Below are 12,746 nucleotides of genomic sequence, written 5' to 3'. Positions count from 1 at the left end.
TCGTGTCCGCCTCGAACTCGCATCCCAGGCTCGGCGACTGGCTGGTCGGTCGCAGCGAGGAGCTTCTGCGGCGGCGCTGGCGAGGCGTGCTGTGGATCGCCGACGACGCCCCCCAGGCCGTCAGCAAGGCTCGGGCCTGGATCGCGGCGGGGCGCTGGCACTCTCCGCTGTGGATCGGCCCCGAGTTGGCCTCTTTCTCCCAGGCGTCGCCACTGCCCGAGGGGATCACGCGGCTGAGCGCCTCCCGCGCCCGCGGCCAACTGGGCAGCGAGCACGATCTGGTGATCTTCGACGCCCTATCCCCCGAGGCGGGGTTCGATCCGGATGCCTTCGGCGCCATCAGCGGTACCGTCCTGGCTGGGGGGTGGCTGGTGCTGTTGACACCGAGGCACTGGCAGCAGCCCACCGGTGCAGACTGGCTGCCGGATGCCGACTATCGACGGCTGGCGCACTGGCCCCATGATGCGGAAACCCTGTCGACTTACTACCTGCAGCGCCTCGCCGGAGGGCTCCGAGACAGCGCCGACCTGGCGGTATGGCCGTCTGATACCGCGTTGCCGCTCTCGTCTTCAGCGATCTTCTCCGGCCCGAGCTCCGATCCAGTCATCGATTCAAGCATCGAGCCAGCGCTCGACCCGGGCTCTCACATCGAGGATCGCGTCAACGACAGCGACTGCCTGACCCGTGACCAGGCCGAAGCGGTTTCGCGACTGACGCGAATGCGGCGACGCCGGCCGGTGGTGCTGGTGGCCGATCGCGGTCGTGGCAAGAGCGCGGCGCTGGGCATCGCGGCCGCGCGTCGACTGATGCGGGGCGAGCGACGGCTCTGGATCGCGGCATCGAGTTCGGTCGCGGTGGAAGCGGTGTTCGAACGCCTCCAGCGATTGCTGCCCGGCGGTAGACGCGACGCGGGTCGTTTCGAGGTCCGCGTCGACGGTCGGGAGTGCCGGGTCGAATGGCTGGCACCGGAGCAGGTCGTCCCCGCGCTGGCGGCACGCGACATCGACGCGCAGTCGCCGCCGACGCTGTTCGTCGACGAGGCGGCCGCGATTCCCGCCGCACGTCTGGTCGACTGGCTGGGTCGCTTTCCGCGGATCGCCTTCGCCACCACGGTGCATGGCTACGAGGGCACCGGCCGCGGATTCGAGGTTCGTCTGCGCGAGGCGCTGGATCGGCTGACCCCGGAGTGGCGGCGGCTACCGCTGGATACCCCCATTCGTTGGGCGGCCGGCGACCCGCTGGAAGCGTTGACCCGAGACCTGCTGTGCCTGGATGCCGAGATCGTCGCCGTCGGCTCCGTTGCGTCCCCGATGCCGGTCGCCCATGTCTGGCTGGACCGGGCGGCGCTGGCCCGGGACGACGACTTGCTGAGATCGATTTTCGGCCTGCTGGTGCAGGCTCACTACCGTACCTCGCCGAGCGATCTTCGCCACCTGCTGGACGGCCCCGACGTTCACCTGCTGGCGGCATTCTCCGGCGACATGGCCGTCGGTATCTGCGTGGTGCAGCAGGAAGGGGGCTTCGATGCCGCACTGGCAGAGGCGATCCATCGGGGGCAGCGGCGGCCGCGAGGGCATCTGCTGGCACAATCGCTGGCCACCCACGGCGGTTACCGGGAGGCCGCGCTCGCCAGCTGGTGGCGCATCATGCGGATCGCCGTTCACCCGCAGGCCCGGCGGGAGGGAATCGGCTCGGCGATGATCGGGCGGGTTGCCGCGACGGCACGGGAGCGCGCTGTCGATCACCTGGGTGTGAGCTACGGTGCGGAGCCGTCGTTGACCGGCTTCTGGCGTCGACAGGGGTTCCGCTCGCTGCGGATCGGGCTGACCCGAGAGGCGTCCAGCGGGGAACCGGCGCAGATGATGGCCTTGGCGCTGGCGAATGAATCGGCACGGCTTCTCGACCGGATGCATGACGATTTCGTACGCCATCTGCCGGACCTGCTGGCAGGTGAACTGCGGGAGATCGAGCCGCTCGTCGTGGCGGCCTGGCTGCACGAAGGGCCCGTGCCGGTCCCGTCCGCCGATCTCCACGAGCGACTGGACTGGTTTGCCGCCGGAGGCGGCGAGCTGGCACCGATCCGGCCCTGGTTGCGGGAGGCCTGGCTGGGCTGGTGGCGGCGACAGCCGTTGGCCACGGTCGAGCGCCTGCTGGCGGTCGAGGAGGGCGGAGCTGTGGTGTCTGGCGACCTGACGCGGTCGGTGCGGATGGCCATCCCGGCGTTGTTCCAGTATCGCGACGAGGCGCTCTCACTGCAGGGGCGGCGGGAACGCCTGGCGAGCGCACGCGGGCTGGCCGCGGCGCTGCTGGCCTGGCACCACGACCGCCGCGATGACGAGGGTACCGAACCGGCGCCTGGCTGAGGCGCGCGAGCACTCGGCACATATGGTCAAGCCGCAGTCAGACGAGTAAGGTGTTTGCACCTCAAAACGAGCCGCGGTTCGCTGGCGGCTCGGGTTTCATTCATCACTCTTTCGACACCCGTTGCGGCGAGCTTCTCGCCGCGCGACGAGGCTGGAATCGACCATGAACGATCATCTGCTGCAACTCTCCCCCGAGCCCGTGTGGCGTCATTTTCGTACGCTCTGCAATACGCCGCGCTCCTCTGGCCACGAAGCGAAGTTGATCGACATCCTGCAGCGCTGGGCCGACGACAAGGGCCTGACCCACGATCGCGACAGCTACGGTAACCTGCGCATCCGCAAGGCGCCGAGTCCGGGCTGCGAGTCCGTCCCCGGCGTGATCCTGCAGGGCCATCTCGACATGGTCACGCAGGCCAACAGCGACCACCCCCACGATTTCCTCAACGATCCACTCGACACCTACGTCGAGGATGGCTGGCTCCACGCCCGTGGTACCACCCTGGGTGCCGACAACGGTCTCGGTGTCGCGGCGGCGCTGGCGATTCTCGAGGCGGACGACATCGATCACGGCCCGATCGAGGCGCTGTTCACGCTGGAGGAGGAGACCTCGTTGCAGGGGGCGCTGTCGCTGGACGAGAACTGGCTGGAGGGGCGCTACCTGCTCAATCTCGACTCCGAGGATCGCGGCGAAGTCTATATCGGCTGCGCCGGCGGTGCCGATGTCGTGGTCGACGCCGACCTGCCGATGCGCGGCTGCGACGAGGAGGAGGTGATGCGTCGCCTCTCCCTGACCGGCCTGGTCGGCGGACACTCCGGCGCCGATATCCACAAGGAGCGGGGTAACGCCAACCAGTTGCTGGTGAGGGCGCTGCGAGGGCTGGGCGAGTTCGAGATTCGACTGGTGGACTACCAGGGGGGCACGTTGCGCAATGCGCTGCCTCGCGAGGCGTTCGCCACCATCGTGGTAGACGAACACCATCTGCCGGCGGTGGAGCAGGCGCTCGCCGATCTGCAGGCGCTCTACCGCGAAGAGCTGGCCGGTGTCGACGACGGTGTCACCTTGACGCTCTCGCCGGGCGAACTCTCCTGCGATGAGGCCGAAGCGCTGACCGATACCGCCACCCAGTTGCTGGTTTCCGCCCTCCACGCCGCGCCTTACGGTGTCGAGCGCATGAGCGTCGAGGTGCCGGGCGTGGTGGAGACCTCCAACAACCTGGGGGTGGTATCGCTGGAGAAGGGGCGCTTCCACCTCTGCGCGCTGGTGCGATCGCTGCGGGACAGCGCGACGCGCAACCTGGCGGACCGTTTCACGGCGCTGTTCGGCCTGATCGGCGCCCAGACACGGGTCGAGAACGTCTACCCAGGCTGGACGCCGAGCGCGGACAGCACGCTGCTGACCCGCTTTCGTCGGCTCCACCAGGAACAGCTGGGCAGCGACCCCGCGGTGAAGGTGATCCATGCCGGCCTCGAGTGCGGCATCATCGGTGGCAAATATCCGCAGCTGGAAATGATCTCCTTCGGTCCGGTGATTCGCGGCGCTCACTCACCCACCGAGCGTACCGAGCTGGCCTCCGTCGAGGAGTTCTGGAAGGTGCTCAAGGCGCTGGTCGCCGACATCGCCTCCGGCAAGGCTGCCTGAAGCCGACCCGGAAACGAGTCTGGCGAGTGGTGCTCTCGTGACAAGGCGTTCTCGCCGGAGCGCCATCGAGAGAACCGCTCGCCTTGGCGGCTTCTCTCCCCAATCGCTTTCCGATCACGACGACCGGTTATAACGCCTCCGTTCGTGCCAAACTGGGTGATCGGCCAGCACACACTCGCTCATACTTGGCAGGGTCGGAAGAGTCGTAGCTTGCGGGAGGCATGAATGAAGGTGAAACGCATAGTCTCGAATATTGCCGCAGCCAATCCCTCAAATGCGGAGAATTTTTACTCAGCTATTTTTGGGCTTAAGCTTGTGATGGATCACGGATGGATAAGGACCTATAGCTCGGGTGAGGAAATGAGCAGTCAGGTAAGCGTGGCCTCGGAAGGTGGATCCGGCACACCTGTTCCTGATTTATCCATAGAGGTCGATAGCCTGGAAGTCGCCCTGGAGAGGGTGAAGAACAATGGCATAAAGATTGAGTACGGGCCTGTAACTGAGCCCTGGGGTGTCCGCCGGTTCTACATCAGAGATCCTTTCGGAAAGCTCATCAATGTCCTACAACATGAGTAGTCGTCGGGCATGTTCTATCGATTCTCGTCACTCGGGCCTCCTTGCCTCCGCTTCTCTGCGCCAAGGGGGCCAGCGCGCTCAGGCGTCATGCTCCGGCTCTTAGGACTTTCTAGATGAAATCAGTCTTCGACAGCGTACCTTCTGACTTTCGGCTTCTATCGGTACTCGTGACCATCGTAGTCATTACGTTTCTGGTGAACTGGGCTGTCATTGCGATAATCAATAGGCTGGAAGCGTCTAAGTTGGCAACGGCCTCGGTCGACAAAACCGCGCTCAATTTCGCCAAGCGTCTAATATCCGTCGTGATCTATGGTGTCGGCGTTGGCGCATGCCTGACACGGATCCCCGAGCTCGATATCGTGGGTCATTCACTACTGACGGGCGCCGGTATTCTCACCCTCGTCGGCGGTCTGGCCTCGCAGCAAGTACTTGGCAATATTGTCAGCGGTTTCATGATCGTGTTCTTCCGTCCGTTCAGGATCGGCGACCGAATAACCGTCTCCGGCAATTACACTGGGACAGTCGAAGACATCACGCTTCGGGAAACCATCCTCCGTGATGCGGAGAACAATCGAATCATCATCCCGAATTCACAGATCAGCAGTGAGGTTGTGGTCAATGCCAACCACACAGACAGTAAAATCTGCAAGATCATCGAGGTGGGTGTCGGCTACTCATCCGACCTGGAGCAGGCGATGACGATCATGCAAGACGAGATCGTCAAGCATCCCCTGCTCATTGACCAACGCACAGAAGAGCAGATACGAGATAACGCCCCGATCGTGCCAGTACGAGTCACGGCGCTCGGTGATTCTTCGGTTACGCTGAGAGCTTGGGCCTGGGCAGACAGCCCTGCCAACGGTTTCGTGTTGCAATGTGACAGTTACCTCAATCTAAAACGCCGATTCGACGAGGTCGGCATCGAAATTCCCTTCCCGCAGCGAACTATCTCGTTCGCCGATGGATCTTGAGTCAACTCGCTGACCGAAGACCCGAAGGAAAGGAATGCCCGCTAGGCGGAGCACAATGATGCCTAGCAGCTGGCTCGTCTTCCGCTATTCCTCTTCAGTCGTTAGCTTCAAACGGGTGTGGCTGGAGGAAGAAATCATAGCCACGACCCTGGAAGGGTCAGTGGTTTGAGAAGCGTGCTGATGAGGCCTGTCTCTCAGGGAGAAAAGTGAGACACGACGGCGGAAGCCTGTCGCTAGACCGTCGACTTTTCGAGGTAGGTCTCTGAGGGGCTCGTCATCTCAGTCGAACGTGGCGTCAATCCGCATCAATCCATTTCCATAGGCTAGAGGCCGAATATTCGGCGGACCTCTTTCCGATAAACGACGGCAATGCAGGCAGGGAAAGGCCAGCAAGAGCGTCTTATTGCTGCTGCTGGCGATGCGTGTCCTCGCGTACCGCCTCGCAACCTTCCTCCGAGATGTATCCCTTCGCCAGCGCGTGCTCGGCGATGCTGACGCTGTCCCGGGCGAGGATCAGTTCGCAACCGGCGTGCTTGACCTCATTGGCCAAGGCCTCGATCGCGGCGTCCCGCTTCGGGTCGTTGTCCACCTTGCGGATGTAGATGGCGCGGACGCGGTCGGGATGCATCTTGACGATCTCGGTGTAGACCTCAGGGTCGCGCTGGCCGCTATCGCCGATGAGAATGAAGGGGAGCGTGTCGTAGAGCGACAGCATGTTGCAGATGACGTCGGACTTGTGATCCTCGGCCTTGCGTGGCCAGGGCCGCTTGAGCGTCATGCCCCACTCGCGCAGGAACAGGATAGGCCCGACCGGGATACGGTTCATGTTGAAGAACATCTCGAGGACTTCGTAGATGCTCCAGGGCCCCCGCGAGACATACAGCATGGGGCGTTTGCGGTTGCCCTCGGCACCGCCGTAGAGCGCCCGGTATAGGGCGGCGACGCCGGGGAAGGCGGTACGCCGGTCGGCCTTTTCCATGAACAGGCGATAGAGCATCTTCAACTTGTTGGCGACGCCGGTGTACATCACGGTGTCGTCGATATCGCTGATCACGATCAGGTCGGTACTCGCCGGCGGTATGTAGATCTCGGTCTCGGTGCTGATGGCGTCGTCCTCCGAGAGGACTTCCAGCTTGACCGAGTGCCAGATCGCTTCGGCGGGCAGGGTGTGGGTAATGTCGATATGGGCGTGGAAGTAGCCATCGCGATCGGTGGTGACGGTGGCGTGGGTGGCGCCGAGCCGGATGTCGACCCGTGCATCCCTGACACCATGCCTGACCAGACGACGCGTGACGTCGACCAGATCGCGAGCCGCTCCGCCTTTCTCCCACTTCATCAATCGTCCGGGCTGGCGGAAGACTCGGCCCATGATGAAGGCTTCCGTATGCGAGCCGTAGCCGCGATAGGGATGGACGATCACCCCACCCTCGCCCTTGTCGCCCCCCCGCATGGGACGTGTGAACAGGCGCACCAGCTTCTTGGTGAAGTGGATGAGCTTGGTCACGAACAGCCGGGGGAGCGAGCCAGCGCGGTCGGTTTCGGAAGCGGTGTCGGAGGAGTGGGGCACGATAGCTGGCAATCCTAGGTTCGATTAACGATGAGTATGGGAACTTGCAGGTTATCGTGCAAAGTCTGGCCGTTCACCGATACCAGATACCAAGACGCCCACCATAGGGTGGGCGTCCGGAGGGTCGTTGTCGAGCGTCGATCAGGCGTGCTGATTGCTGTGACGACCTTCGGCCAACTCTTCGAGCAACTTGCCATTGAAGTCGTCGAGATCCTTCGGCGTGCGGCTGGTGACCAGGCCGCTGTCGACCACGACCGACTCGTCGAACCACTGGGCACCGGCGTTTTTCAGATCCTGCGCGACCGAGGGTACCGAGGTCATCTTGCGGCCCTCGACGACGCCGGCGTTGATCAGGATCCAAGGCGCGTGACAGATCGCCGCGACCGGTTTGCCGGCTTCGAAGAAGTGCCTGACGAACGCCAGCGCCTTGTCGTTGAGTCGCAGCGTATCGGGATTGAACAGGCCACCCGGCAGCACCAGGGCGTGGTAGTCGGATTCGTTGACCGCGTCGAGACTCTTGTCAGCCTCGTAGGTGTCGCCCCAATCCGTCTCGGCCCAGGCGCGAATGCCCTTGCCGTCCGGGGTGATGACATGAGTCTCGACGCCCTGACCTTGCAGCGCGGCACGAGGGGAGGCGAGCTCGGACTCCTCGAAGCCGTCGGCGGCGAGGATTGCGACACGTTTACCGTTAAGTTGCTGAGCCATCTTGACCTCCTGGTCTTGATATATCGGCTTGATGTTTCGATGAGTGGCAAGCCCATGGGCCATCCCGGTCCATGTCTCGGCTCACTCAGGAAGTTTGGGATAGTCTGGGCAAAGTTCAAGGAAAAACGCGCGTCGGACGCCTCGGGCTGGAGCACGCGGCTTGCGCGCGGGAGCCGACTCGGGGATGGTGGCCGCCGCGAGATGGCGAGTGAGTGCCAGGGCAAGAGGAAGCGATGCGATGAGTGGCGGAGTGGGGGAATGGCTGTTGCCGTCTACCGGCGGGCTCGTCCTGCTGGGTGGTCTGGTGACGATCCTGGTCGGTGTCCTGGTGTGGCAGCGCCGGCACTGGATGGGCGAGCGCGACAGCCTGCAGGCGCGGCTTCAGACCAGCGAGACGCAGTGCCGGCGCCTGGAGCAGGAACTGGCCCAGAGCGACGGCCAGCAGGACGATCTCCGCGAGCGGCAGGCGCAACTGCAGCAGCAGCTCGGTGCCCGCGAGCAGCAACTCGAGGCCCTCAACGAGCGCCTGGCGGCGCTGCGCGAGCAGTACGGGCGGCTCGAGACCCGCCACGAGCAGCAGCAGAACCAGCACGCGGAACAGCTCCAGTTGCTGGAGCAGGCGAAGACGCGGATGGGGCACGAATTCGAATCCCTCGCCGGGCGCATTTTCGACGAGCGCCAGCGCGCCTACAGCGCCCAGAGCCGCGATAGCCTCGAGGCGCTGCTCAAGCCCTTCCGCGAGCAGGTCAGCGGCTTTCGCCAGCGGCTCGAGGAGATCCACGGCCAGGAGGTGCGCGAACGCACCACGCTCAAGGTGCAGATCGACCAGCTCGCCACCCTCAATCGTCAGATCACCGAAGAGGCGGCCAACCTGACCCGGGCGCTCAAGGGCGACAAGAAGATGCAGGGCAACTGGGGCGAGGTGATGCTGGAGTCGGTGCTCGAGCGCTCCGGGCTGCGCCGCGATATCGAGTACCGCCGCGAGGTCTCGATCGAGGGCGAGCAGGGCCGTCAGCGCCCCGATGCGGTGATCTACCTGCCCGACGACAAGCATCTGATCGTCGACGCCAAGGTCTCGCTCAACGCCTATGTGCGCTACGTCAACGCCGAGGAGGACGCCGAGCGCGAGCAGGCGCTGCGGGCCCACGTACAGGCGATCCGGGCGCATATCGACGGCCTGGCGGGACGCGACTACCCGCGCCTGCCGGGGCTGCGCTCGCCCGATTTCGTGTTCCTGTTCATGCCCATCGAGCCGGCCTTCGCGGTCGCCTTCCAGTTCGACGACACCCTGTTCCAGGACGCCTTCTCCCGCGACATCGTGGTGGTCACGCCGACCACGCTGCTGGCCAGCCTGCGCACCGTGGCGAGCCTGTGGAATCTGGAGCGCCAGAACGAGAACGCGCGCCATATCGCCGAGCGCGCCGGCAAGCTGCTCGACAAGTTCCAGGGCTTCGTCTCGAGTCTCGAGGATGTCGGGCGCCATCTGGGCCGTGCCCGGGGCAGCTACGACCAGGCCATGGGGCGGCTCGCCACCGGTCAGGGCAGTCTGGTCGGCCAGGCGCTGGCGCTGGAGAAACTCGGCGTGCGCATGAAGCGCGCGCTGCCCGAACATCTGACCCGGGAGGCGGACGCCGACGAGACGGCACTCGATAGAACCCCGGCCGACGCTGATGCGAGTCGCACGGGTGACGACGGTGAGAACGAGAGGGGTGAAAACGAAAGAGGCGAGAACGAGCACGCCAAGAGCGGCCCTGCCGAAAGCGAGCGCGCCGAAGATAGCGCGCATACCGATAGCGATACCGCACCCGCCGCGCAAGGCCGCCCGGGGCAGGGCAGGCCGGGTTAGGCGGTCTCGGCGGCGTTCGGCAGTGCCGCACCGCCCGCCGCCAGGTCGATCGCCAGGCCCTGCAGGCAGAGCAGCGCCATCACCTGATGGTCGGCGCCGACGCCGAGCGCCACCAGCCGCTTGGCACGTTCGATCGCCGGGGCCGCGGGGTCGATGTCACCGCGCCAGCGCACCACCAGGCTCTCCTCGGCCGCCTCGACGTAGTCGATGCGCTGCACCGTATCGGCGAGAAAGCCGATCAGCCCCTGGCCGCTGTCGGCGATCAGCACGTGCTGGGGTGGGCGCGATGCGTCGCGGCCCAGCAGGCGGCGCAGATCGACCAGGGCGACGCTGCGTCCTTGACGGCGCCAGACGCCGGCGAAGCGCGGGTCACCGCCGCTGGCGAGATAGTCGGTGGGGGCGACGTCGACCGCGTCGAGCTGATCGAGCAACGTGGTGTAGTCGCCGGCACAGGTGAAGCGCACCAGCGCGAAGCGTCGCCGGGGTTGGTGCTCGGCGGCCGCGCTGCCCGTCTGGGTGCCGTCGAGCCGCGCATGCAGGCGCGCCAGCGCACTCAGATTGAGCGCCGACAGCAGCTCCCGGTGATCGAGCGCCAGCGCATCGCGCCCCGTGGGGCAGGCGACCAGTCCGGCCACCGCCGCCGGCTGCCCCAGGCCGGCGGGCGACAGGGTGCCGTCGGCACTGAGCGTGGTGACGTGTTCCAGGGCCAGTGCCAGACGCCCCTCGGGGCCATCGAGCACCACCATGTAGCGGGGCCGTGCGCGCTGCGGGGCGCGCCCGATCAATGCACTGGGGTCGAACAGGGGCAGCCGTGCACCGCGCAGCGTGACGTTGCCGAGGTAAGCGTCGAGTTCGATCGGTGGCGATTCGATCTCGGGGCAGTTGGCGACCTCGCCGACGATCGCGGTATCCAGCGCCAGCGGCTGTCCGCCACTCTCCACGATCAGCCAGCGCCGGGCGGTGAGCCGTGTCGGCGTGGCATCGCTGGTCAGCGTCGGCGGCGCCGAGGCGCCGGATGACGGGCGCTCGGTCCGTTCTGGCGATGGTGTCACCGCGACCATCTCCTCCAGCGCGAATAGCGCATCCAGGTCGAGCAGGTACGCCGGGTGGGCCAGGCTCGGGTGATCGATCAGCGCCGGCGTCAGCGCCAGGGTGCTGCCGTCGCCGTGGCTCACGGCATGGCGCTGGCTGGGCAGCACCTCGATCACATCGACGATCTGGCTCACGCACAACCCGAAGCGCGCACCGCGATGCGCCACCACGGCGACGAAGCTGGCCCGAGACTTGCCCTGGCGGAGAGTCTTGCTCTGGGCTTCGTCGATAGGGACCTCGTCGACTTGGGGCTCATCATGGGCATCGAGAGTGGACGCTGCCGGGAGGTCATGATCGAGCTGCAGCAGCCCCGCCAGGTCGACCAGTGGCAGCGGCTGGCCGCGCAGCGACAGCGTGCCCAGCGACCATGTCGGTGCCCGCGGGCGCGGCGGCGGCAGGCGCTCCAGGCGTACCATTTCTTGCAGGTCGTGGGCATCGAGGGCGACATCGCCGGCACCGACGCGCAGGATGCCGAAGACGCACGCGCTCATGACGTCGCTCGCTCCTCGCTGCGAGTAACCCGGGCCAGTTCACGGATCGCAGTATCGACCCGGTTGGCGGTCTCGAGCTGGGCACTGGCGGTGGTGGCGATCTCCTCGATCGAGTCGGTGGTCTGGGCCACGCCCTCGACGATACGTGCGAAGGAGTCGGTGGCGCGCTGGGTCACCGTGTTGCCGCTGTCGATGCGCTTGAGCGACTCGCCCAGCAGACGGTTGATCTGACGTGTGGCGTCGGCAGATTTCTCGGCCAGCTTGCGCACTTCGTCGGCGACGACCGAGAAGCCCAGCCCGTGCTCACCGGCGCGGGCGGCCTCGATCGCGGCGTTGAACGCCAGCAGGTTGGTCTGCGAGGCGATCTCTCCGATCACCTTGACGATGGCATCGATATCCTCGGAGGACTTCTGGATCGCCGCCATCGCCTCGCGCGAGTCGTTCAGCGACTGAGTGCCGCGGTTGGCCTCCTGCTGGGTCTCGCGGGCCAGCGAGCGGGTCAGCTGGGTATTCTCGGCGATCGAGGCGATGGAAGCGTTGAGCGCATGGATCGACTGGCTCATGGCCTCGGTCTGGGCCTGGATATGCTCCTCCAGCTCGACCTCGGCGGTGATGTCGGTGGCAAACTTGATCACCTTGTAGGGCTTGCCGTCGGCGTCGAAGATCGGGTTGTAGGTGGCCTGGATCCAGACCCGGCGGCCATGCTTGCCCAGGCGCATGAAGCGCCCGTCGAACAGTTCGCCGCGGCTCAGTGCCAGCCAGAAGTCGCGGTACTCGCGGCTGACCACATGGTCGGGCGTGCAGAACAGGCGGTGATGCTGACCCACGATCTCGTCGGCGTGGTAGCCCAGGGTATCGAGAAAGTTCTGGTTGGCAGCGAGGATGTTGCCCTTGAGGTCGAACTCGATCACCGCCTGGGCGCGATCGATCGCCTTGACCTTGCCTTCGTACTCGGCGACGGCACGCTTCTGCAGGGTGATGTCCGAGGCCAGCTTGATCACCTTGTGCGGTTTGCCCTCGTCATCGAGCACCGGGTTGTAGGTCGCCTGCAGCCAGATATCCTCGCCCTGATGTGTGACGCGCTTGAACTCGCCGCTGACGTACTCGCCGCGTCCCAGGCGCATCCAGAACTCCTGATAGGCGCGGCTCTGGGCGTAGCGCTCGTCGCAGAACAGGCGGTGGTGCTGGCCGATGATTTCGTCGCGGTGATAGCCCATGGCGTCGAGGAAACGCGCATTGGCGTCGAGCACATGGCCGTCGAGGTCGAACTCGATCACCGCCTGGGAGCGGTTGACCGCCTGCCACAGCGCCTCCAGCGGCGGGGCGGCGAGTGTGTCGAAGCTGTCGGTGGAAGTGTCGAGGGGCATGAGGCCTCCGCAGAGCGGGAAGTAAGCCGCGAGCCTGTCGGATGACGGGGCTCGTGGTGGATACCGCACAACATCGGCTGGGTGGTGTCGAAGTTTAATTAATCTCGACTATCGGTGAGATAAACCGTA

General features: G+C 65.3%; 9 protein-coding genes. 5 read left to right on the top strand and 4 right to left on the bottom strand.

Going from position 1 to position 12,746, the window contains the following annotated elements; translation table 11 throughout:
* The first annotated feature begins 2 nt into the window (after positions 1-2).
* The 4 genes from DOM56_RS06215 (at position 3) to DOM56_RS06200 (ending at position 5,549) form a co-directional block, all read left to right on the top strand.
* Entirely contained in the window at positions 3-2,363 is a 2,361-nt protein-coding gene (locus DOM56_RS06215) for a GNAT family N-acetyltransferase (RefSeq protein ID WP_232822200.1), read from the top strand.
* Between the two features lie 163 nt (positions 2,364-2,526).
* Positions 2,527-4,002 (top strand): aminoacyl-histidine dipeptidase, encoded by a 1,476-nt coding sequence (locus DOM56_RS06210; RefSeq protein WP_110707979.1) that lies wholly within the window; start codon positions 2,527-2,529, stop codon positions 4,000-4,002.
* 225 nt (positions 4,003-4,227) lie between these two features.
* The gene (locus tag DOM56_RS06205) at positions 4,228-4,578 is read left to right on the top strand and encodes a VOC family protein (protein ID WP_110707978.1); all 351 of its coding nucleotides are present in this window, start codon (positions 4,228-4,230) and stop codon (positions 4,576-4,578) included.
* A 113-nt stretch (positions 4,579-4,691) separates the two neighbouring features.
* Positions 4,692-5,549, top strand: coding sequence for a mechanosensitive ion channel family protein (locus tag DOM56_RS06200; RefSeq protein WP_110707977.1), 858 nt, complete (start codon positions 4,692-4,694; stop codon positions 5,547-5,549).
* A 400-nt stretch (positions 5,550-5,949) separates the two neighbouring features.
* Here the strand turns inward: DOM56_RS06200 and DOM56_RS06195 are convergent, their stop codons facing one another.
* Positions 5,950-7,116 (bottom strand): phosphatase domain-containing protein, encoded by a 1,167-nt coding sequence (locus DOM56_RS06195; RefSeq protein WP_342588710.1) that lies wholly within the window; start codon positions 7,114-7,116, stop codon positions 5,950-5,952.
* Between the two features lie 141 nt (positions 7,117-7,257).
* A complete protein-coding gene (locus tag DOM56_RS06190; RefSeq protein WP_110598203.1) occupies positions 7,258-7,821 on the bottom strand; it encodes a type 1 glutamine amidotransferase domain-containing protein in 564 nt (187 codons plus the stop codon).
* A 238-nt stretch (positions 7,822-8,059) separates the two neighbouring features.
* Here DOM56_RS06190 and rmuC point away from each other — a divergent pair, with 238 nt between their 5' ends.
* The gene (gene rmuC / locus DOM56_RS06185) at positions 8,060-9,667 is read left to right on the top strand and encodes a DNA recombination protein RmuC (RefSeq protein ID WP_110707976.1); all 1,608 of its coding nucleotides are present in this window, start codon (positions 8,060-8,062) and stop codon (positions 9,665-9,667) included.
* Here the strand turns inward: rmuC and DOM56_RS06180 are convergent.
* Both DOM56_RS06180 and DOM56_RS06175 read right to left on the bottom strand, forming a co-directional pair.
* The gene (locus DOM56_RS06180; protein ID WP_110707975.1) at positions 9,664-11,250 is read right to left on the bottom strand and encodes a chemotaxis protein CheW; all 1,587 of its coding nucleotides are present in this window, start codon (positions 11,248-11,250) and stop codon (positions 9,664-9,666) included. The two genes, rmuC and DOM56_RS06180, sit on opposite strands and share 4 nt — an antisense overlap.
* Complete coding sequence (locus DOM56_RS06175; protein WP_110707974.1) at positions 11,247-12,617, bottom strand: PAS domain-containing methyl-accepting chemotaxis protein; 1,371 nt, start codon at positions 12,615-12,617, stop codon at positions 11,247-11,249. The genes DOM56_RS06180 and DOM56_RS06175 overlap by 4 nt, the downstream gene beginning before the upstream one ends.
* Positions 12,618-12,746: the final 129 nt, after the last annotated feature.

The organism is Salinicola sp. CR57 (genome assembly GCF_003206585.1).
GTDB lineage: Bacteria > Pseudomonadota > Gammaproteobacteria > Pseudomonadales > Halomonadaceae > Salinicola > Salinicola lusitanus.
This window is presented reverse-complemented; position numbering and strand designations above follow the sequence as displayed.